Source organism: Paenarthrobacter sp. CC6 (genome assembly GCF_040560085.1).
Taxonomy (GTDB): Bacteria; Actinomycetota; Actinomycetes; order Actinomycetales; family Micrococcaceae; genus Arthrobacter; species Arthrobacter nicotinovorans.
Genome location: NZ_JARDAN010000021.1, coordinates 31,477 through 51,320, shown reverse-complemented (window position 1 = coordinate 51,320; position 19,844 = coordinate 31,477). Strand labels below are relative to the sequence as shown.

21 protein-coding genes and 1 tRNA gene are annotated in these 19,844 nt (G+C 63.3%); 6 read left to right on the top strand and 16 right to left on the bottom strand.

All coding sequences use genetic code 11. The features are described from left to right. Positions 1 to 5 precede the first annotated feature (5 nt). The 3 genes from ureC to PV760_RS18225 are packed head-to-tail and all read right to left on the bottom strand — an operon-like array spanning position 6 to position 2,412. Positions 6 to 1,736 (bottom strand): urease subunit alpha, encoded by a 1,731-nt coding sequence (gene ureC, locus PV760_RS18235; protein WP_354628391.1) that lies wholly within the window; start codon positions 1,734 to 1,736, stop codon positions 6 to 8. After that, positions 1,733 to 2,101 carry an urease subunit beta gene (locus tag PV760_RS18230; RefSeq protein ID WP_018780223.1) on the bottom strand — a complete coding sequence of 123 codons (369 nt, stop codon included), beginning with the start codon at positions 2,099 to 2,101 and terminating at the stop codon, positions 1,733 to 1,735. Before PV760_RS18230 ends, ureC begins: the two co-directional genes overlap by 4 nt. An 8-nt stretch (positions 2,102 to 2,109) precedes the next feature. Continuing rightward, positions 2,110 to 2,412, bottom strand: coding sequence for an urease subunit gamma (locus PV760_RS18225; protein WP_018780224.1), 303 nt, complete (start codon positions 2,410 to 2,412; stop codon positions 2,110 to 2,112). A 196-nt stretch (positions 2,413 to 2,608) separates the two neighbouring features. On the opposite strand from PV760_RS18225, the gene PV760_RS18220 reads away from it, so the two are divergent. Next, complete coding sequence (locus PV760_RS18220) at positions 2,609 to 3,130, top strand: flavin reductase family protein (RefSeq protein WP_055973678.1); 522 nt, start codon at positions 2,609 to 2,611, stop codon at positions 3,128 to 3,130. On the opposite strand, the gene PV760_RS18215 is transcribed toward PV760_RS18220, so the two are convergent. Together PV760_RS18215 and PV760_RS18210 are read right to left on the bottom strand one after the other, a co-directional pair. Beyond that, a complete protein-coding gene (locus PV760_RS18215) occupies positions 3,127 to 4,227 on the bottom strand; it encodes a D-TA family PLP-dependent enzyme (protein WP_354628390.1) in 1,101 nt (366 codons plus the stop codon). The genes PV760_RS18220 and PV760_RS18215 overlap by 4 nt on opposite strands. 18 nt (positions 4,228 to 4,245) lie before the next feature. Further along, positions 4,246 to 5,250, bottom strand: coding sequence for a LacI family DNA-binding transcriptional regulator (locus PV760_RS18210; RefSeq protein ID WP_354628389.1), 1,005 nt, complete (start codon positions 5,248 to 5,250; stop codon positions 4,246 to 4,248). Positions 5,251 to 5,431: 181 nt separating this feature from the next. Between PV760_RS18210 and PV760_RS18205 the strand changes: the two genes are divergently transcribed. Continuing rightward, on the top strand, positions 5,432 to 5,797 hold the full coding sequence (locus tag PV760_RS18205; protein ID WP_018780228.1) for a hypothetical protein: 366 nt from the start codon (positions 5,432 to 5,434) through the stop codon (positions 5,795 to 5,797). A 69-nt stretch (positions 5,798 to 5,866) separates the two neighbouring features. Here PV760_RS18205 and arfA read toward each other — a convergent pair whose 3' ends face one another. Further along, the gene (gene arfA / locus PV760_RS18200) at positions 5,867 to 7,390 is read right to left on the bottom strand and encodes an arabinosylfuranosidase ArfA (RefSeq protein WP_354628388.1); all 1,524 of its coding nucleotides are present in this window, start codon (positions 7,388 to 7,390) and stop codon (positions 5,867 to 5,869) included. 181 nt (positions 7,391 to 7,571) lie between these two features. On the opposite strand from arfA, the gene PV760_RS18195 reads away from it, so the two are divergent. Then, the gene (locus PV760_RS18195; protein ID WP_354628387.1) at positions 7,572 to 8,177 is read left to right on the top strand and encodes a class I SAM-dependent methyltransferase; all 606 of its coding nucleotides are present in this window, start codon (positions 7,572 to 7,574) and stop codon (positions 8,175 to 8,177) included. A 122-nt stretch (positions 8,178 to 8,299) separates the two neighbouring features. Here PV760_RS18195 and PV760_RS18190 read toward each other — a convergent pair. Then, positions 8,300 to 8,372, bottom strand: a tRNA-Lys gene (locus PV760_RS18190). A 235-nt stretch (positions 8,373 to 8,607) separates the two neighbouring features. On the opposite strand from PV760_RS18190, the gene PV760_RS18185 reads away from it, so the two are divergent. Further along, positions 8,608 to 9,267 carry a hypothetical protein gene (locus PV760_RS18185; RefSeq protein ID WP_018780231.1) on the top strand — a complete coding sequence of 220 codons (660 nt, stop codon included), beginning with the start codon at positions 8,608 to 8,610 and terminating at the stop codon, positions 9,265 to 9,267. A gap of 234 nt (positions 9,268 to 9,501) precedes the next feature. Here PV760_RS18185 and PV760_RS18180 read toward each other — a convergent pair whose 3' ends face one another. Next, entirely contained in the window at positions 9,502 to 10,227 is a 726-nt protein-coding gene (locus tag PV760_RS18180) for a hypothetical protein (protein ID WP_018780232.1), read from the bottom strand. A gap of 197 nt (positions 10,228 to 10,424) precedes the next feature. Here PV760_RS18180 and PV760_RS18175 point away from each other — a divergent pair, with 197 nt between their 5' ends. Both PV760_RS18175 and PV760_RS18170 read left to right on the top strand, forming a co-directional pair. After that, a complete protein-coding gene (locus PV760_RS18175; RefSeq protein WP_018780233.1) occupies positions 10,425 to 11,042 on the top strand; it encodes a DUF47 domain-containing protein in 618 nt (205 codons plus the stop codon). A gap of 1 nt (position 11,043) precedes the next feature. Continuing rightward, positions 11,044 to 12,060, top strand: coding sequence for an inorganic phosphate transporter (locus tag PV760_RS18170; protein WP_018780234.1), 1,017 nt, complete (start codon positions 11,044 to 11,046; stop codon positions 12,058 to 12,060). Positions 12,061 to 12,159: 99 nt separating this feature from the next. Here the strand turns inward: PV760_RS18170 and PV760_RS18165 are convergent, their stop codons facing one another. The 8 genes from PV760_RS18165 to pstS all read right to left on the bottom strand — a co-directional run bounded on the left by PV760_RS18165 (position 12,160) and on the right by pstS (position 19,675). Further along, entirely contained in the window at positions 12,160 to 13,032 is an 873-nt protein-coding gene (locus PV760_RS18165; protein ID WP_354628386.1) for a hypothetical protein, read from the bottom strand. 2 nt (positions 13,033 to 13,034) lie between these two features. Further along, positions 13,035 to 13,541 carry an RNA polymerase sigma factor gene (locus tag PV760_RS18160; protein WP_018779706.1) on the bottom strand — a complete coding sequence of 169 codons (507 nt, stop codon included), beginning with the start codon at positions 13,539 to 13,541 and terminating at the stop codon, positions 13,035 to 13,037. Positions 13,542 to 13,712: 171 nt separating this feature from the next. Next, the gene (locus tag PV760_RS18155; protein ID WP_018780130.1) at positions 13,713 to 13,925 is read right to left on the bottom strand and encodes a hypothetical protein; all 213 of its coding nucleotides are present in this window, start codon (positions 13,923 to 13,925) and stop codon (positions 13,713 to 13,715) included. A gap of 31 nt (positions 13,926 to 13,956) precedes the next feature. Continuing rightward, positions 13,957 to 15,039 carry a hypothetical protein gene (locus tag PV760_RS18150; RefSeq protein ID WP_354628385.1) on the bottom strand — a complete coding sequence of 361 codons (1,083 nt, stop codon included), beginning with the start codon at positions 15,037 to 15,039 and terminating at the stop codon, positions 13,957 to 13,959. Between the two features lie 498 nt (positions 15,040 to 15,537). Then, positions 15,538 to 16,317 (bottom strand): phosphate ABC transporter ATP-binding protein PstB, encoded by a 780-nt coding sequence (pstB, locus tag PV760_RS18145; RefSeq protein ID WP_039239203.1) that lies wholly within the window; start codon positions 16,315 to 16,317, stop codon positions 15,538 to 15,540. Between the two features lie 63 nt (positions 16,318 to 16,380). Then, a complete protein-coding gene (gene pstA / locus PV760_RS18140) occupies positions 16,381 to 17,484 on the bottom strand; it encodes a phosphate ABC transporter permease PstA (protein ID WP_354628384.1) in 1,104 nt (367 codons plus the stop codon). Further along, positions 17,485 to 18,417: a phosphate ABC transporter permease subunit PstC gene (gene pstC, locus PV760_RS18135; RefSeq protein ID WP_018780127.1), complete on the bottom strand. Its 933-nt coding sequence runs from the start codon at positions 18,415 to 18,417 to the stop codon at positions 17,485 to 17,487. Between the two features lie 136 nt (positions 18,418 to 18,553). Continuing rightward, positions 18,554 to 19,675, bottom strand: coding sequence for a phosphate ABC transporter substrate-binding protein PstS (gene pstS / locus PV760_RS18130; RefSeq protein ID WP_354628383.1), 1,122 nt, complete (start codon positions 19,673 to 19,675; stop codon positions 18,554 to 18,556). Positions 19,676 to 19,844 lie beyond the last annotated feature (169 nt).

Here is a 19,844-nt window from a genome sequence, read left to right as displayed (position 1 = left end):
GGCTCCTAGAAGAGGAAGTAGCGCTGCGCCATCGGCAGGACGTCGGAGGGCTGGGAGGTGACTTCTTCGCCGTCGACCGTCACCTTGTAGGTTTCGGGGTCGACGGCGATGTCCGGGGTTTCGCCGTTGTATTTCAGGTCCGCTTTTGTGAGGTTGCGGATGCCGGACACAGGCTTGATGATGCGTTCGAGGCCGAGTTCGGCGGGCACTCCGGCGTCGATGGCTGCCTGGGACAGGAAGGTGATGGACGTTTGCTGGAGCGCCTTCCCGTAGGTGGCGAACATGGGCCGCATGGTGCGGGGTTGGGGCGTGGGGATGGAAGCGTTGGAGTCTCCCATCAGCGCGTAGGCGATCTGGCCGCCTTTGATGACGAGTTCGGGTTTCACGCCGAAGAACGCGGGGTCCCAAAGGACGAGGTCCGCGAATTTGCCTTCTTCGACGGAACCGATCACGTCTGACATTCCTTGGGCGATGGCCGCGTTGATGGTGTATTTGGCGACGTAGCGTTTGAGGCGGAAGTTGTCGGAGCCGGCGGAGCCGTGGGTGGTCCCGGTTGGATCCGTCAGCACTCCCCGTTGCCGTTTCATGGCATCGGCTACCTGCCAGGTACGCGTCACTACTTCGCCTACCCGGCCCATGGCCTGGGAGTCCGATGACGTGATGGCGAAGATGCCGAGGTCGTGCAGGACGTCTTCGGCGGCGATCGTTTCGGCCCGGATCCGGGAGTCGGCGAAGGCCACGTCTTCGGGAATGTCCGGGTTGAGGTGGTGGCAGACCATGAGCATGTCCAAGTGCTCTTCGATGGTGTTGCGCGTGTACGGCAGCGTGGGGTTGGTGGAGGCGGGAAGGACGTTGGGCAGCCCGGCGATTTTGATGATGTCCGGGGCGTGGCCGCCGCCTGCGCCTTCGGTGTGGAAGGTGTGGATGACCCGGCCGTCGATCGCCCGAATGGTGTCTTCGACGAAGCCGCACTCGTTGAGGGTGTCGGTGTGGATGGCCACCTGGATGTCGTATTCGTCGGCGACGCGCAGCGACATGTCAATGGATGAGGTGGTGGAGCCCCAGTCCTCGTGGACTTTCAGTCCTACGGCACCTGCCCGGATCTGCTCTGCGAGGGGCTCGACGGCGGACGCGTGGCCCTTGCCGAACAGGCCGATGTTCACGGGGAGCCCTTCGGCGGCCTGGAGCATCCGCGAGATGTGCCAGGCTCCGGGGGTGATGGTGGTGGCTTTGGTTCCTTCGGCCGGACCCGTGCCACCTCCAACCATCGTGGTGATGCCGTTGCACAGGGCCGCCGGAACCTGTTCCGGGGAGATGAAGTGGATGTGGGTGTCGATGCCGCCGGCTGTGAGGATCTTCCGTTCGCCGGCGATGATCTCCGTGCTGGCGCCGATCACGATGTCCACGCCGTCAGTGATCTGCGGGTTCCCGGCCTTGCCGATCTTGAAAATATGCCCGTCTTTGAGCGCGACGTCGGCTTTGTAGATCCCGGTGTAATCCAGGACCACCACGTTGGTGATCACGGTGTCCGGGATGTCTTCGACGCGGGTCAGTTGGCCGTTTTGGCCCATGCCGTCGCGGATTACTTTTCCACCGCCGAACACTACTTCTTCGCCGTGGACCGTGAAGTCCTTCTCGATCTCAAGGAACAGTTCGGTGTCCGCCAGACGGATGGCATCCCCGGTGGTGGGTCCGTACAGTTCGGAGTATTGCTTGCGGGAAATCTCGAAGCTCACTGGTGGTCCCTTTCCGCTGCGACGCCCGGGCGGGGTTCACCGGCAACGTCAGTGCCGCCGTCGAGCTTTCCGTTGACTGCGTTGCTGAGGCCGAACACTTCGCGTGACCCGGCGAGTTCAATCAGCCGGACCGTTTTCCTGTCCCCGGGTTCGAAACGCGCGGCGGTGCCCGCCGGGATATCCAGGCGGCGGCCGTACGCGGCGTCGCGGTCGAATTCCAAGGCGCGGTTCGCTTCGGCGAAGTGATAGTGCGAACCGATCTGCACCGGCCGGTCGCCGCGGTTCACTACCTCGACGGCGATCGCCTCGCGGCCGCTGTTGCAGGCGATGGAACCTGGCTGGAGCCTGTATTCACCGGGGATCATGGGGGCTCCTAACGGATGGGGTTGTGGACGGTGACGAGCTTGGTGCCGTCAGGGAAGGTGGCTTCGATCTGGACGTCATGGATCATCTCCGGCACGCCTTCCATTACGTCGTCCCGGCTGAGGAGGGTGGTTCCGTAGCTCATGAGTTCGGCCACGGTTTTGCCGTCGCGGGCGCCCTCAATGAGCTCATAGCTGATGACAGCCACAGCTTCGGGGTAGTTCAGCTTGAGCCCTCGGCCTTGTCGGCGCCGTGCAAGGTCGGCGGCCACCACGATCATGAGTTTTTCCTGCTCACGGGGCAAAAGGTGCACGGCATCTCCTTGTGGCTGGGCACAGCTGGGACTGATGTGACCAGCGTAGGGAGCGGAAGTTTCAGGCACGTTTCCAATCCGTCTCAGGCGGGGGTCGAATAGGCCCGAAATGACCTCAACTATTGTTGAGGTTCTAGCATCGGATACTGTGCGCCCAGCGGCGTCATTCCGAGCAAGTTCCACCAAAGGCATAGCGATGACCCACCACAATCCCCTGCCGTCCCCGGCCGTCGGCGAGCTCTTCAGGTCCGCGTTCCGCGCGCACCCGGCGGGAGTCGCGATCGTCACTGCCTCCGGTCCCGAGGGCGCTGTAGGGCTCACGGCGTCTTCGGTGGCATCCGTCGCGGTGGATCCGCCAACGCTCGCGTTCTCAGTCACCGGCGGCCGGTCGGCGTCGGTTATCGCGGCCGCGCAGTCAATCGTGGTGCACCTTGTGGGTGCCGGCCAGTTGGAACTGGCGCGCACGTTCGCAGACCCCGCAGCCCCGCGCTTCACACAGGACATGGACTGGGAGTTGCTGCCTACCGGCGAGCCCCTCCTCCGGGAAGCCCAGTGGGCGCTGCGCTGCGACATCATCCACCGGGCACCGCTGGGAGGCTCTGTGCTTCTGGCCGCGACGGTCCTGGACATCAGGGCGAACCCCGGCGCCTCAGCCCCGTTGGTTTACCACAACCGCGAGTTCCACACGCTGCTCGAGACCGCGCAGGCCATGGGCTAGTTGTTGCGCCCCCGCGCCGCCACGGTCCACGTCTCCACGACGGACCCATCGCGCACCACCGTGACCTCGTCCACGAGGTTCATCGCCAGGCACACGTGGTTCGGAATCACCCTGAGCCTCGTGCCCAGAGCCGGAAGATCCGACGAGTCCGGCCAAACGACCGTGGCGTGGTGCTCGGACAATGCGGTTACCTTCGCTTCGGGGTACTCCGGGAGTCGGCCGTATCCGGTGGCCCAATCCGGACGGTCACTGCCCAGGACCTTGCTGCCCGCGTCCACCACAACCCGGCGCACATTTCCGCCGGCTGCCTCGTGGCGGCTGACCACAGTTGCTGCCACGGTCAGGGAGATGTCCTCCCAGGCACACCGTTCGAGTTCCAGTTGCTGGGCGTCGCCGAAAACGTAGACGCCTGGACGAAGCTCGGTCGCCACAGTTTCACCGTCAATCAATGCAGTGGGCGTGGAACCGCCGCTGATGGTGGTCACCTCGAAACCTGCGGACGTCAGGGCCGTCGCGGCCAGGCCGAGCGCCTCATTCTCGTTGCTTGCCGCGCCGGTCGGCATGCCCGGCTTGTAGCTGTGTCCGGGGAACGTGAAGACGCCCTGAACGCTCAGTCCGGCTGCAGCCGCGGCCTTGGCAACATCCACCACTTCGTCAGGCAGCACGCCGCTGCGATGGTGTCCGCTGTCCACTTCGATCAGCACCTCCACGCTCGCCGCGTCGGCTCCGAGGTGGTGCCCCATCGCCGTCGCGCTTTCCGCTGAATCGACGCCGACAGCAAGGCGGCATGCGGCCGTCAGGGCCCGAAGACGGTCCGCGTGGGAGGCTTCGACCCAGAGCGGGTAGGCGATGAAGATGTCCTTGACTCCATCCGCCGCGAAGACTTCAGCCTCGCCGATAGTCGCCACCGTGATTCCAATGGCGCCCGCCGCAAGCTGCTTGCGCGCGATTTCCAACGTTTTGTGCGTCTTCACGTGCGGGCGGAGATTGAGTCCTCTGCTGAGCATGGCGGCAGCCATCCGCTGGATATTCCGGTCAAGGATGTCGGCATCGATCATGACGGCAGGGGTGACGACTTCAGCGGGAATCACGTTCATTCCTCAAACACTAACGGCCTACGGCGCGGACTGCCTGACCCGCAGCTCGAACGCCGCCTCCGGCTGCTGCACGGCGGGAGCGGCCAGGTTGCTTTCGATCCGCTCGATCAGAAGTTCGACGGCGCGCTCCGCGATTTCCGTACGACCGGGCGCCACCGTTGTCAGCGACGGCGAGGCAAACCGGGCCTCCTCAATGTCATCAAAACCGGCTACGGCAATCTCCCCGGGAACTTTCCGGCCGCGAAGCAGGAGTTCGTGGAGCGCTCCCAAAGCAATAACGTCGTTGAGGCCGAAAACGGCATCGAATTCCGCGCCCGCATCCAACAGCTTCGCCACCGCCTCAGCGCCCCCGTCCCGCCGCCACTCGCACCGCACCACCAGGGCGGGGTCGTACTCCACCCCGGCGTCAGCGAGCGCAGCCTTGTAGCCGCTGAGGCGCAGGCCGGCACTGCCGGTTGTGTCGCCGTCGTCGGCGCCCAGGACAGCTATACGACGGCGACCACCCGCCAACAGGTGCGAGGTCACCGCCGCGGCGGCCTCGTAGTTCCGGATGAGGACCATGTCCAGGCGCGGGTCCTGCACGAATTCGCCCAGGAGGACCAACGGCTTCTTGCCGGCAGCGGCGATGATCTGCTCGGCGTCGAGCGCGAGCGGGATGAACAGGAGGCCGTCGGTGAGGCTGCGGAACTGCCCTTGGAGTGCCGCCTTCTCGTGTTCTGCCTCGTTGCCGGACTGCTCCACCAGCACCCGGTAACCGCGGGCCCACGCCGCCTTCATGATGTCCGATGCCAGTTCCGCGTAGTACGGGATGGAGAGGTCTGCCAGGACCAGGCCGAGCATGCTGGTCTTGCCGGACCGGAGGCTGCGGGCTGTGAGGTTGGTTTCGTAGCCGAGTTCCTCGATCGCATCAAGGACGCGTTGCTTGGTGGCAGGGCGGATGAACTCGTAGTTGTTGATGACGTTGGAGACCGTCTTCAACGAGACTCCGGCGGCGCGTGCGACGTCGTTCATGGTGACGGCCATGCAGGGGCTCCTTCGTTGCGTTTTCATACATCGTTGCAGATGGAGCGGCTTCCGGGCTTTGACCGACCACGAGTGCAATGCCTCTTGTTCCGTCACACATCGCTCATCCCCTTGCAACGCCCATGCAACAAACATGCGCAATGCTGGGGCGAATGGAAGGCGACAGCCGAGGGGAGCAGACATGAGCATCGCAAACAGGGACTTGTTCCAGGCCCTGAAGACACAGGCAAGCCTGGCGCAGGCATTCGGAACCATGCCGGGCAGCCAGGAGGAACCGCACCCGTTGAGCCCGGGCAGCTACGTCGAGGCATGGCACAACGGACGGCTCTACCACCGGGGCACCGTGGTCAAGACAGTGGCAGGAACGGACCTCTTCTGGCTCAATGACCACACCGGAAGCCGGCGGCTGCTGGACATGGAGTCCATGGAGATCGTGACCGTCGACGAGCCGGCTCCGGAGCCCGCAGCGCAGGCACCGGAACCAGCCACCGTCACACCCATTTCCGCGTACCCAATGTTCCACGACGGTACGCAGCAGATCGCCTAGTTTCCCGCTGTTCCGGACGCCCTGTGTTGCCCTGGCCGCCCAGTGTTGCCCTAGGATTCCTGTGTTGCCCTAGGACTCCAGGGACAGCCTGATCATGGTCCAGCTCACGGGCGGAAGCCCGGCGGTGAGGCGGCCGCCGTCGAGCTTGACGCTGACGTTTTCGGACGGCAGGACCGACGTCGAATCGTCCGCCGTCGCCTGCCAGTACGGGTCCTTGTTCGTGTACGTGATGGCCTCGATAACCTTCTGCGCGTTGAGGCTTCCGACGGCGGCGTCCAGGGTCAGCGCGTCAGTCGCCGAACGGTTCACGGCGAAGACGACGGCCTCCTTGGCATCGGCGTCATGCGTTGCCACCGCTGACAACGCGCTGAAGGCGGGCGTCTTTTCGCTGCCCAGCTGCGGCGATTCGACGGCGAGGTTCAGCACATCGCCCGAGGCATGCTGCGACGTGAGTGCGAACGGGTGGAACGTTGTCTGCTTCCAGGCACGGCCACCGGGCTCGGTCATGATGGGCGCGATCACGTTGACCAGTTGAGCAAGGCTGGCTGAATGGACGCGGTCCGTGTTGCGAAGCAGCGTTATCAGGAGGTCACCCACCACTACGGCGTCCGCCACTGTGTAGCGGTCCTCCAGCAGTACCGGGGCGACGGGCCAGTCATCACCGGCGGGTGCCTTCGATTCGTCCCGGGACATGTGCCAGACGTTCCACTCGTCGAAGGAAATGTTGACCTGCTTACCGGATTTCGTTGCGGATTTCACGTGGTCGATGTGGGACACCAGGTCCTTGATGAAGGCCTCCATCCTGTGCCCGGCGGTCAGGTGTTCCTGCAGATCGCCGAAGTCCTCGAAGTACTGGTGGGCTGAGATCAGGTCCACGAGTTCGTAGGTTTCGTTGAGGACCACACGCTCCCATTCGCCGAATGTGGGCAGGTCCGGGCCGGAACTTCCACACGCCACCAGTTCCAGGTCCGGGTTCACCATGCGCATGGCCCGGGCTGTTTCAGCCGCAACCCGGGCGTACTCTGCGGCCGTTTTGTGGCCGATCTGCCAGAAACCATCCATCTCGTTGCCCAAGCACCACATGTTGATGTTGTGGGGCTCGACAGCGCCATTGGCCTTGCGCTGTTCGGACAGGGCCGTACCGCCCTTGATGTTGGAGTATTCCAGCAGGTCCAGGGCTTCCTGCGTTCCCCTGGTGCCCAGGTTCACTGCCATCATGGGCTCGACCCCGGCCTTTTCGGACCATTTGGCGAACTCGTCCACGCCCACCAGGTTGGGGTCGCTGGAGTGCCAGGCGAGATCCAGGCGGGTAGGGCGGTCTTCCTTGGGACCCACCCCATCCTCCCAGCGGTAGCCCGAAACGAAATTCCCTCCGGGGTAGCGGACGGTGGAGACGCCGAGTTCCCTGGTGAGCTCCAGGACGTCGGTACGGAATCCGTCCTCGTCAGCCTGCGGGTGCTCCGGTTCGAAGATTCCTGTGTAAACACAGCGGCCCAGGTGCTCGACGAAGGCCCCAAAGGTTTTTCTCCGGACCGGACCGATGACAAATGCGGGGTCGATGGTGATTTTGGCGGTGTTGTTCTGGTCTCCCAAGGCATGGGTCCTTGTCTGCTGGGTTGTTCGGGGGCTTACGAGTCAATTTACAACGTTATAGAACCATGCTGTCGATGTATCGATGCCGAGTCAAGGACTTTCTTTGCTTTGCGCGGCGCTTGCGCCGTTCTGCATCGGGAATTCGCACCGAGCGGGTTGGGAGCGGCCTAGGCTGGAGTCCATGTCATCCGGGATCACTGCGTCCGCCTATTCCGCCCGCGCGGCCGAGTACACCTCGCTGTTCGGGTCCATCAGCAGCACCAACACCGACGATCGCGCGCTTGTCCAGGACTGGGCCGGCAGCCTTGACGGGAAAGTCCTCGACGCCGGCTGCGGCCCAGGCCAGTGGACGCACTTCATGCACTCGATTGGCGTGGATGCCGAGGGCGTGGACCTGGTGCCTGAGTTCATCGAGACCGCCCGGCAGCGCTACACGGAAATCCCCTTCACACTGGGTGACCTCAAGGATCTGCCGACACCGGACCAGTCACTCGCCGGGATCCTCGCCTGGTACTCCCTGATTCACACTCCCCCTGAAGACATCGGCGCGGTCCTGGACGAATTTGCCCGATGCCTCAGGCCCGACGGCGGTCTCCTGCTGGGATTCTTCGAGGGAGTCACCCTGGAGGGCTTCCCGCACGCCGTGACGCCCGCCTATTTTTGGCCCACGGAGGAGATGGCCGCCCGGCTCCAGGATGCGGGCTTTACCGTGACCAGCACACACTCCCGCGCAGATCCCGGAGTCCGTCCGCACGCCGCCATCGTTGCTCGGCGGGCGAAATCCTGACGCCCACGCTGACCTTTGCGCCGTTCACGGCTGTGCGGCGGACATACAAAGAGCCCGCCAGTCCGTGGGCGGACAACAAAAAACAGGCCGGAGACTCAGCGTCTCCGGCCTGTTTTGGAGGGTGGGCCCTGTGGGGATCGAACCCACGACCCACGGATTAAAAGTCCGATGCTCTACCAACTGAGCTAAAGGCCCTCCAGCTGTTGAAACAGCCATAAATACTGTACCCCAAGGTCAAGGCAGGTATGGAACCGAAGGCGCGCTGCGGCGTCGTCACCTTCTTTGTGCGGGAGGTCGACGACGACGCGCGGCAGCTGCGGTGTGTCCGTCTCAGGGCGGCGGCAAAGCGGGTAGCGAAGGCCCGCCCCGGCAACAGCGGCCCGAGGAACCGTTACTCGACCCCACCAGAGCACAGGAGTACGGTGAACTCATGAGCGAACAGCCAGGATCACGTGCGTACGGCGGAGCAAACAGGCACCACAAGCCCAAGCCCTTCGCCCCCATCGATTTCGAACCGTTCGCCGGTGGGGCAGACCCGGCACGCGTTTCCGAGGCAGCGCACCTGGCTGCCCAGGCGCTGGTGAAGCGCGGCCGCGACAGCGACGACCCCAAAGTCACCCGCAGGCTGGTGAAGCTGGCCGATGAGCAAGGCCTCGAAGCCATCGCCGAGATGTGGGCTGAAAGCCCTGCCCGAAGCCTGCCGGGCGCCCTCTGGCGGCTGTATGCCCTCCGCGCCGCAACCATCCAGAACCCGGAGCGCATCTCCGTGTACTTCCGCGCCGGGCGCGATACCGCGCAGGTTTCGAACGTGGTGGCAGGGGCGGCTGAGCCGCCGGGAGCCGACGAGATGAAGACCATGGCTGACGCGATTTTGTCGGGCGCCTTCGACGGCGAGTTCGACGTCGCGCTGGAACGTTCGGCTGCGTTCTGCCGTGTGGTGGCACTCGGCCAGGCGACACTTGCCGACGGCGCCGAACACACCAATGAGGGCCACGCGAGCAAGCTCACCCGCAACTCCCACCAGCTGGTGAAAACCGCGGAAGACCTCGAACATGCCGCAAACGCGTGGCGGCTTGGAGAGCTGGACTAACGCAGCAGAAGGGCGAAACTTACCCACGCCCGGCCCGGACTGTCAATGTTGACTTAGCCAGCCAGACGGGGAAAACTAAAACTGGTGTCGAACCGCGAAACCCCCGGGCTTCAACTTATAGCCGCTTCGAGCGGCCTACCGCCGAGAGGCGTATCCGGTTCGGCACCATTTTTATGCCCGAACGCAGTCTGCCCGGGCCTGTCCTGAAACGGGCCCGGGCAAACGCGGCAGGAACTACTTCAAAGTGACCGTAGTTTCGGCGGTTTCCTTCTTGTCGTGATCCAAGTCGCCGGCCGCGTCCTGCGGCGTCATGGTGGCCTTGATCTCAGTTTCCTTGCCTGCGGTGTAGGCGAAGTTCTCGGCGATGTTGAACGACTCACCCGGCTTCAGCACGAACGGGTCCTTTTCCTTCAGCTTGATGCCTGAGCTGGTGAGGCCGTGCTTCTTGAAACCGTCGCTGCTGGAATCGGACGGCATGCCGCCAAGGTACTTCCAGTCCGTGTACTTCGCAGAAGGCGTCACCAGCGAGTGGCTCAGGGGGATATCCGCCGAAGAGGTGTTGGTGACCACGTAGTTCACGTAAACAATCGGAGCGCCCTTCTTCAGCAGGTTCTCCTTGGTTTCCTTGTCCACGAACATGCTGTCCTTGGATGCGACGTCCGTGGCCACCTGGAAGACATCCACGGAGAAGCTGTCACCCTTCATGCTGCCCAGCTTCTCGCCGGCGTCCGAGATGGGAAGCGCCCAGGCGGCAACCTTATAGTCTCCCGAGGAAGTGCCTTCGGAGGCAGCAGAAGAAGCAGAGGACGACGACGACGCTGAAGGCGAAGCGGACGACGACGAGGACGACGATTCGGAGCCAGCCGGCGTCGGGCTCGACGCAGCGGGTCCACAGGCACTCAAGGCGAGCATCCCGGCAGCCGCCAAGCCGGTGATCTTCACAACATTGTTGAAACGCATAATTCCCCCATTGATTGGATTAAATATTTGCCTTGCCAAGTGTTGCATGGATGTGCAGCACCTCGCGATGGGGACAACTTCCCGCAACGTTCCCGCGCGCATCCCGCAGCTCGCCGCCGGACCGGTAAAGTTGGGAGCGAAACGGGTCGCGTCAAGTCAAGCGGCCTGCGCCCACCCGTCCCCAGCCCGGAAGCGACATGAAGCTGCGCCTTTTCCCCCAGGAACCTGCCGGGCTCGTACTGCTCGCACAGATGGCCGGCGTCATCGTGGCAGCCACCGGAACCCTGTCCGAGATTCTCGGCGCCCCCGCCGGCGAGCACGACCGCCTTGCCGAGGAACTGCACGAGCATGAGTCGAAATCCCTGGACCTGCACTTCGCACTCCTGACGCACATGCGCACCAGTTTCGTGAACCCCCTCCCGCGCGAGGACATGTACACCTTGTCGCGCCACCTCAACGAGGCCATGGAGAAGCTGGATGCCGCCGGCGACCTCGTCGCGATCTACAAGCTGGACCGGCTCCCCAAACGCGCCGCCGACCAGCTGGAGATCATCAGCCGGCAGGCCGAGCTGACGGTGGACGCCATGCGGAAGCTCGAGGACCTTGATGAACTCGAGGACTACTGGATTGAAATCCTCCGGCTCACCAAGCGTGCAGAACGCACCCATCGGATCTGGGTGGCCGAGATGCTCAAGGACATGAAGTCCGCGCAGTACGCGCGGCACCGGGACATCGCCAACCAGTTGGTGGAAGTGACCAAAGACATGCGGAAGGTCGCCACGCAGGTAGGCAGCATCATCGTCAAGGAATCATGACGTGACCATCGCCGCCCTGGTCCTGGTAGTTGCCTTGGCTGCCGGGTTCGCATTCCTCAACGGCTTCCGGGATGTCTCCAACGCCGTCGCGCTTTCCACCCGGACCCGTGCCCTTACGCCGTCCATCGCCGTGCTCCTGGCTGCCGTCTTCAACTTCGTGGGCGCCATGCTCAGCGGCACGTTCGTCCTCGCCTTCACGCAGTCATGGATCACCCTGCCCGATGGCACCAGCGGCCTCACCATGCTCGCCTCAGCCTTGGCGGCATCAATACTGTGGGGAGTTTATGCGTGGTGGCGTGGCATTCCTTTGTCTTCCACGAACTCGCTGGTGGGCGGCCTGATCGGCGCAGGCAGCGCGAGCATCCTGGTGGGCGGAAACTCCATCGGGGGCGTGGACGGCATCGTTGTCACACAGGTGGTCCTCCCCCTGGTGCTGTCGCCGTTGATAGCCTTCGGGGCGGCTTACCTTCTGGTGTGGCCGGTGACGTGGGCCGCCCGCTACACGCAGCCGAACGTCGTCAACAGGCGCTTCCGGCGTGCGCAGGCCGTTTCCAGCGCGGCTGTTGCGTTCGGCCACGGCCTCCAGGACGGGCAGCGAACGGCCGCGGTCATTCTTCTGGCAATCGTGGCTGCCGGGTTCTCGGGCGGGGACGACGTCCCTCTGTGGATCCTGCTCCTCACCGCCGTCATGCTCACGGCGGGAACCCTGTTGGGCGGCTGGCGGATCTCCCACACGTTGGGGCACAAGCTCATCCGGGTTGATCCGCTGCGTGGATTCGTGGCCCAGACCCTGACGTCGGTGATGCTGTTTATCGGCGCGATCGGATTTCAGCTGCCGCTTTCCACCACGCACACACTCACGGCCTCGGTGCTGGGCGGCGGCGTCAACCAACGCTTCCACACCGTCAACCGGCGCCTGGTCCGAAGGATCCTGCTGTTCTGGGTAGCAACGCCACTGGTCACCGCAGTAGCTGCGTTCATCCTGGAGCTTGCGCTCTCCCCGCTCACACGCCTGTAACCCCAACTGGGAAGGACAACGACGCGGATCTTGCAACGGCTAGTACGAGACTGCCGTTTCCGGGCCCAATGCCGGTCGTTAGGTCCAGATCAGAGGCGGTCATGGTGTGCCGGTTCCCGTTGGGGCTGTAGGGCCGGGGCCGACAAGCTGCGTCCTGAGTCGGACAGGAATGCCATAAGTGGCAAACTGGGCATCCATACCCTCTTGCACGGTTGCGTATTTCCCGTTTTGGACGTCATAGGCGAGAAAGTCCCAGTTATGGACGCTGGTCCACAACTGTGTGAAATCGGTCAGGTATCGGCCGTTGCTTTGGAGCGTGGCAAAGTTGAAATAAACGTTGCCACCGTCGAGGCCGATGGCCCTGATCCCCTCATCTGAAATGGAGTATGCGAGCCAGCCTTCTGTGCACCCAAGGACGGTGTAGTACTGCTGCTCATTGGCCGGGATCGGCTTGATCGCCTGGACTTGGTCGTTCCGCCGGATATCGATGTTGTCAGGGGTGCAGGCGCCCGCAGCTGGGCCGGCGGGCGCGGTCGCTGGTGGTGCCGTGGTCGGCGCCGGGATCGGGGTGATAACCGTGGTCGAGGTCGGAGAAGGGGTCCATGCCGGGGTTTCGGTTGGGGTGGTTGTCGGTGTGGGGCTTGCCGTCGCGGAAGGGGTAAGCGTTGGCGACGCGGTGGGCGTTGGCGTAGGGGTGGCCGTGACAGTGGGGGTGTCGGTAGTGGCTGGTGCCGGCGCCGATTGCGGGACGAGGTTGCCGGCTACGACGACCGCCCCGATGACAGCTGCCGCAGCGAGAACCACACCTGTGGTGGCCGCCCACCCTTTACGCCGAGGTTTGCGGTCGGCGAGAGAAACGACGTTGGGATCATCGGAGAAGACATGGGACCGGCTCGGCAGGACACCGGGGGTGGTGCCGGGTTCGGGGACGTTTGGTTTTGCGTTTTTCATGAGTTGTTCGATGCGGTCCATGGTTAGACTTCCCGTTCTGTCATGAGGTGTTGTGGTGCGGCTTTCGCGAACGCTTTCCGGGCCCGGTGGAGCCTGACCGCGGCAGCGGAGGCTGTACACCCAAGGCTTTCAGCCAGTTCCGCGGTGGTGAGGTCATCCCAGTAGGAGAGCATCAGGATTTCCCGATCGCGGTCCTTGAGCCTGGAGAGGATCTCCGCAACGGTGGCCTGCTGCTCGTCATCGCTGGTAGTAACGGCCTGGACCCGCGCTTCTTCGGCCAGGCGCTGCATGAGTTGATCGCGACGACTCCTGCCTTTGTACTCATTGCCCAGTACATTCCTGGCTGTGGCTATCAGCCATCCGAGACCGGGCGGCTCGGGCGGTTGTTTTTCCCACACGATTCGGAACACGTCATTGGCCAGTTCCTCGGCCCGTTCGCGGTCGTTGATCCGGTACGCGATGTACTGGTAGATGCGGCTGAAGTGTTCAGCGTGAAGAGCAATCAGTTTCTGCTCTCTGGTAGCCAACATCCTTGTTCTGTTCCCCCGGACTAGTGCGATGTGATGTGTCAACCACTAAGTGTCCCGGGAATCGTTGTTTCTTACATAACCGTAGAAAAAGTTTAAGCATCTGTTCCGGTAGCCCTCTTAAATGAAGAGATACCCGGCAAAATCCCCCAATGAGCGTGCCGGGTATCTCTTCTAGAGCCGCTGCGCGGCCAAGTCGTCGCCGCTGGGTCTCTGCTTGCCTGCGTGACGGGCCGACCACACGCTTCTGCAGGCATGCACGACCGGGACGACGACGAACATCGCGGCTACCAGGACAACTGTCGAAACGGCGACGACGATCACGCCGATGAGATGAACGAGCAGTACGCCGAAGATCACCACTGAGTGGGCGTCTATGAATTCCATGGTTAATTTCTTGCGCTTGGAGTGGAGGTGGTTACGGAGCGCCGGTTGCTGGGCCGGGACCAACAAGTTGTTCCCTCAGCCGGACTGGGATGCCGTTTGTGGCGAACTGGGCGTCCATAGCCTCTTGCACGGTGGCGTATTTTCCGTCCCGTACGTCAAAGGCAAGGAATTCCCAGTTATGGACGCTGGTCCACAACTGTGTGAAGTCAGTCAGGTATCGGCCGTTGCTTTGGAGCGTGGCAACGTTGTACCAGGCGTTGCCACCGTCGAGGCCGATGGCCCTGATCCCCTCATCTGAAATGGAGTACGCAAGCCAGCCTTCGGCGCACCCAAGGACCGTGTAGTACTGCAGCTCATTGGCCGGGATGGGCTTAATCGCCCGGACTTGGTCGTTCCGCCGGATATCGATGTTGTCAGGGGTGCACGCGCCCGCGGTGGGACCACCGGGTGCTGGGGTCGCGGGGCCGGGGCCGACAAGCTGCGTCCTGAGTCGGACAGGAATGCCATAAGTGGCAAACTGGGCATCCATACCCTCTTGCACGGTTGCGTATTTCCCGTTTTGGACGTCATAGGCGAGAAAGTCCCAGTTATGGACGCTGGTCCACAACTGTGTGAAATCGGTCAGGTATCGGCCGTTGCTTTGGAGCGTGGCAAAGTTGAAATAAACGTTGCCACCGTCGAGGCCGATGGCCCTGATCCCCTCATCTGAAATGGAGTATGCGAGCCAGCCTTCGGCGCACCCAAGGACGGTGTAGTACTGCTGCTCATTGGCCGGGATCGGCTTGATCGCCTGGACTTGGTCGTTCCGCCGGATATCGATGTTGTCAGGGGTGCAGGCGCCCGCAGCTGGGCCGGCGGGCGCGGTCGCTGGTGGTGCGGCTGGCGGAGCGGTCGCCTGTGGGGCAGTAGCGATTGGTGGGGCAGCAGCAGGAACGGGCGCCGCTGCTGGCACGGTACCTGACTGTTCCTGGGATGGTGCAACGGTAGCCGCGGGGACCATGACCGATGATGGCACTTCGAGCAGGACCGGGTTTTCCAGCCGATTAGTGGCGCTGGATTCAGGCGCCGGCAGTATCTGATCAATAACTACGGCGAGAGGCTGGGTGGCGGGCATAGGGCGTTCTGATACTCCCCGAGCGGTGGAAATACCCGGCGGGTTTGCAGGTATGCAGGCTGTAAGTGTCAGTGCCAGCGCAAGCGATGCCAGAGTGGCGGACTTGGCAAAGCGGGATCGGTGGTACTTCATTGGTCTGGGTCCTTCCCCCCTGGAACAACTGAGCAGAATGGCCTGCTCGTACATGTTGTTTCCGGTTCGGGACGAATAATTACACCACCAGCAAAAATCACTGCATTGTCGTCTAATGCCTCAGGCCCGCACTCCTGACCTGCCACTGGTCACCGCAATAGCGGCGTTCATCCTAGAGCCTGCGCTCTCCCCGCTCACACGCCTGTAACCCCACTTGGACGGACAACGACGCAGTGAGCAGTCATTGGGTCGATATCTGCCCCCTCAGTTGGGCAACAAAAAACGACGGCGGCCGTACCCCCAAGGCGACGGCCGCCGTCGTTCTGTGCCGACTCCCCCCATAGAAAGCCGGAACCCGCGGAACCCTTATCCGAAGCGACCGGACACGTAGTCTTCCGTGGCCTTCTGGGACGGGTTGTTGAAGATGCTGGTGGTATCGGCGAACTCGATCAGCTTGCCGGGCTTGCCGGTGCCTGCGATGTTGAAGAACGCGGTCTTGTCGGACACGCGGGCGGCCTGCTGCATATTGTGGGTCACGATCACGACGGTGTACTGGTCCTTGAGCTCGTTGATGAGGTCTTCGACGGCCAGCGTGGAGATGGGGTCAAGGGCGGAGCAGGGCTCATCCATGAGGATCACCTGAGGCTCAACGGCGATGGCGCGGGCGATGCACAGACGCTGCTGCTGGCCACCGGAAAGACCGGACCCCGGCTTGTCCAGGCGGTCCTTGACCTCGTTCCAAAGGTTGGCACCAACAAGGGACTTCTCAACGAGGGCATCGGCTGCTCCCTTGGAGATCTTCTTGTTGTTCAGCTTCACGCCCGCCAGCACGTTGTCGCGGATGGACATGGTGGGGAACGGGTTGGGGCGCTGGAAGACCATGCCCACCTGGGTGCGAACGGTCACGGGGTCAACGCCGGGACCGTAAAGGTTGTCGCCGTCCAGGAGCACCTCGCCCTCGACGCGGGCGCCGGGAAGGACCTCGTGCATGCGGTTCAGCGTGCGGAGGAAGGTGGACTTGCCGCAGCCGGAAGGGCCAATGAAAGCCGTGACGGACTTGGCTTGGATGTTGATGTTGACGTCCTCGACGGCCAGGAAATTGCCGTAGTAGACATTCAGGTCTTTGACGTCGATGCGCTTGGACATGGTGTTCCTTTGTTCCTTGGGGGTTCTGGAAGTTTTGAGTGCCGGGCGGCCCGGCAGACCCGGCTAGCGGCCCGTCTTGGGCGCGAACATGCGGGCGATGAGGCGGGCTCCGAGGTTCAGGAGCATCACCAGGATGATCAGCACCAGCGCGGCGCCCCAAGCACGCTGGTCCGAGGGACCAGGGTTGGACGGCGACGTCGGGTTGAGGATCTGCGTGTAGATGAACGTGGGCAGCGAGGCCATCCAACCGCCGAACACGTTGTTGTTGATGGTGGTGGCGAACCCGGCGGTCACCAGGATGGGGGCGGTTTCACCGATCACTCGGGCGATCGCCAAGGTGACGCCGGAAGCGATACCGGAGATCGCCGTCGGGATGACCACTTTGGTGATGGTGCGCCACTTGCGCACGCCCAGCGCGTAGGAGGCCTCGCGGAGCTCGTTCGGGACGATCTTCAGCATTTCCTCGCTGGAGCGAACCACCACCGGGATCATCAGGACGGAAAGCGCGACGGCGGCCACCGCACCGGTCTTGGTGCCCGGGCCGACGATGGCGAAGAAGAACGCTGCCGCGAAGAGGCCGGCCACGATCGAGGGAATGCCTGTCATGACATCCACAAAGAACGTGATGGCGCGGGCCAGCGGACGGTCGTTGCCGTATTCCACGAGGTAGATCGAGGTGAGCAGGCCCACCGGCACCGAGATGACAGTGGCCAGGAGGGTGATCTGGATGGTGCCCATCAGGGCGTGGTAGATGCCGCCCAGCACGGGGGCGCTTTCTTCTGCCGCCTTGTTGTCGAATGCGCCGGTGACACCGTTCATGGAGGTGCCCAGGAATCCGGGTGTGATGAGCCCCGGGATGCCGTTGATCAGCACCGTGACGATCACCGAAATCAAGGGCAGGAGCGCGATCAGGAACGCACCCACCACCAGGCAGGTGGCCAGCTTGTCCTTGGCCTTGCGGGCGCCTTCAACAGCACCGCTCCAGGAAACCAGGCCGACAGCGAAGAGGATCGCGGCGACAATGCCCCAGCCGAAGGCGTTGAAGCCGATCAGTGCCATGATGGCCGCTGCGACGACGAGTGCGACGGCCAGCACGATGTAGGGCGCGAACTTTGGCAGTTGGCCCTTGGTGAGAGCGGAGCGCTTGCGGGCTACTGTGGCGGTCATTTAGTTGGCTCCCGAGAATTCTTTGTGCCGTGTGATGATCCAGCGGGCGATCATGTTCACGCCGAGGGTGATGACGAAGAGCACCAGGCCGGCAGCGATCAGGGTGTTGACCTTCAGGCCGCTGGCTTCGGGGAAGTTCAGGGCGATCTCCGCGGCAATGGTCTGGTTGCCGGACTGGATGAGGCTCGCTGTGAGGACGCCCGAGGACAGCACCAGGGCAACAGCCATGGTCTCCCCCAGGGCCCGGCCAAGCCCGAGCATGATGGCGCTGATGATGCCGGGGCGACCGAACGGCAGCACGGCCATCTTGATCATTTCCCAGCGGGTGGCTCCCAGTGCCAGTGCTGCTTCTTCGTGCAGCTTGGGGGTCTGCAGGAAGATTTCGCGGGACAGGGAGGTGATGATGGGAAGGACCATGACGGACAGGACAATGCCGGCGGTGAGGATGGTCTTGCCGGTGGCCGAAGCGGGACCTTCGAAGATCGGGATCCAGCCGAGGTAGGTGGCCAGCCAGTCATAGGCGGGCGAGATTTCCTTGGCCAGGAAAGCCGCGCCCCAAGCGCCGTAAACAACGGAAGGGATGGCGGCCAGGAGGTCCACCACGTAGCCCAGGCCGGCGGCGAGCCTGCGCGGGGCGTAGTGCGAGATGAACAGGGCAACGCCGATTGCCACGGGGGTGGCGATGACCAATGCGATCACGGCGGCGATCAACGTGCCCACTACGATCGGGGCGATGTAGGCGAAGAAGCCGTGTCCGCCCTGGATGTCTGCGGGCGGTGCGGTGAGCGCGGGGATCGCCTGCACCACGAGGAACAACGCGACTCCGAAGAGAACCGCAAGAATAAGGCACCCTGCGGCCATTGCGGCCCCGGAGAAAACCTTGTCCCCGGCGCGTCCTGCGCCTTGGGAGGTTGTCAGGGAGTTGGTGGTCACTTCACGATCCTTCAGTCTGGAGTGAACTGGTCATACATGGCTAAGTTCCCTGCCCCGCCCGGGCGGCTCTGCGGCCACTCCGTGCGGGACAGGGAACTTCAGTGTTCAGCCGGGTTCAGCGAACCCGCCGGGAACCTTAGGCCTTGGCCTTGATGGATTCGATGGCGGTCTTTGCCTTGTCCTGCAGGGTCTTGGAGAGCGGTGCGGACTTCGCGGCGTCGGCAGCGGTCTTCTGTCCCTCATCCGAAACTACGTAGGTTTCGAAGGCCTTGACCAGGTCAGCAACTTCCTTGGTCTCGTAGGTGGTGCAGACAACGTGGTACGAGACGAGGACTACCGGGTAGGCACCCGATGCGGTGGTCTTGCGGTCCAGCTTGATGGCAACGTCGTTGCTGGCGCGGCCGTCAACGGGCTTGCCTGCTTCGACAGCCTTGGCAGCAGCGTCGGCCGAGATCTTGACGAACTCTTCGCCTACCTTGATGGAGGCGGTGCCCAGCTTGCCGGAAACTGCGGAGTCATCGGCGTAGGTCACGGCACCCGGGGTGTCGGTGACGGTCTTGACGACGCCGGAGGTTCCCTTGGCGTTTTCGCCCTTCAGGGATGCGGGCCATACGCCGGCAGCCTTGTCGGTCCAGACCTCGGGAGCAGCGGCTGCGAGGTAGTCGGTGAAGTTGGTGGTGGTGCCGGAGTCATCGGAGCGGTTCACCGGGGTGACCTTGAGGTCCGGGAGGGTGACGCCTGCATTGAGGGCTGCGATGGCGGGATCGTTCCAGTTGGCGATTTCGCCGCGGAAGATCTTGGCGACCGTTGCGGCGTCGAGCTTCAGTTCCTTGACGTCAGGGATGTTGAAGGCGACGGCGATCGGGGAGATGTAGACCGGGATGTTGATGGCACCCTCGGGGCCGCACTTGGCCTTGGAAGCCTCGAGCTCGTCATCCTTCAGGTAGGCATCCGAGCCGGCGAACTGTGCCGAGCCGTCGATGATTGCCTTGCGGCCCGCGCCGGAACCGTCCGGGGAGTACTGGACAGTGGCGCCCTGCTTTGCGGAGGCGAAACCGGCCTTCCAAGCGTCCATTGCTGCGCCGGTGGAGGAGGCGCCGATACCGGTCAGGGTGCCGGTTACCTTGGTGCCGGCTGCTGCGGACTGGGTGCCGCCAGTGGTGCCGGTTGCGTTGTCAGAACCGCAAGCGGTGAGCGCGAGTGCGCCTGCTGCGATGACCGCGATTGCCGCGTTGCGGCCGAAGCGAGTTGCCTTCACTTGGATGTGCCCCTTCCAGGGATTTCTCAGATGCGTTCCGAACGGAGATTTCGGCGTGCGCGAGCTGTGGACCTTTTTGTTCCTTTACTGAAGGTAAGGAGCGCAGGTAACGGGATCTGCGGTGGCAGGTGAACGGAAGGTGAACGACGGCGGACCATTGGGTTATGTG

Bases quoted from the DNA above. Each gene is read 5' to 3' on its own strand.
- PV760_RS18205 (WP_018780228.1), top strand. From the start codon at position 5,432: ATGAGCATCGCAAACAGGGACTTGTTCCAGGCCCTGAAGACACAGGCA.
- PV760_RS18175 (WP_018780233.1), top strand. From the start codon at position 10,425: ATGAAGCTGCGCCTTTTCCCCCAGGAACCTGCCGGGCTCGTACTGCTC.
- PV760_RS18160 (WP_018779706.1), bottom strand. From the start codon at position 13,541: ATGTTGGCTACCAGAGAGCAGAAACTGATTGCTCTTCACGCTGAACAC.
- PV760_RS18155 (WP_018780130.1), bottom strand. From the start codon at position 13,925: ATGGAATTCATAGACGCCCACTCAGTGGTGATCTTCGGCGTACTGCTC.
- pstA (WP_354628384.1), bottom strand. From the start codon at position 17,484: ATGACCGCCACAGTAGCCCGCAAGCGCTCCGCTCTCACCAAGGGCCAA.
- PV760_RS18195 (WP_354628387.1), top strand. From the start codon at position 7,572: ATGTCATCCGGGATCACTGCGTCCGCCTATTCCGCCCGCGCGGCCGAG.
- PV760_RS18230 (WP_018780223.1), bottom strand. From the start codon at position 2,101: ATGATCCCCGGTGAATACAGGCTCCAGCCAGGTTCCATCGCCTGCAAC.
- pstB (WP_039239203.1), bottom strand. From the start codon at position 16,317: ATGTCCAAGCGCATCGACGTCAAAGACCTGAATGTCTACTACGGCAAT.
- PV760_RS18215 (WP_354628390.1), bottom strand. From the start codon at position 4,227: ATGAACGTGATTCCCGCTGAAGTCGTCACCCCTGCCGTCATGATCGAT.
- PV760_RS18210 (WP_354628389.1), bottom strand. From the start codon at position 5,250: ATGGCCGTCACCATGAACGACGTCGCACGCGCCGCCGGAGTCTCGTTG.
- PV760_RS18180 (WP_018780232.1), bottom strand. From the start codon at position 10,227: ATGCGTTTCAACAATGTTGTGAAGATCACCGGCTTGGCGGCTGCCGGG.
- PV760_RS18185 (WP_018780231.1), top strand. From the start codon at position 8,608: ATGAGCGAACAGCCAGGATCACGTGCGTACGGCGGAGCAAACAGGCAC.
- PV760_RS18220 (WP_055973678.1), top strand. From the start codon at position 2,609: ATGACCCACCACAATCCCCTGCCGTCCCCGGCCGTCGGCGAGCTCTTC.
- PV760_RS18150 (WP_354628385.1), bottom strand. From the start codon at position 15,039: ATGCCCGCCACCCAGCCTCTCGCCGTAGTTATTGATCAGATACTGCCG.
- PV760_RS18165 (WP_354628386.1), bottom strand. From the start codon at position 13,032: ATGGACCGCATCGAACAACTCATGAAAAACGCAAAACCAAACGTCCCC.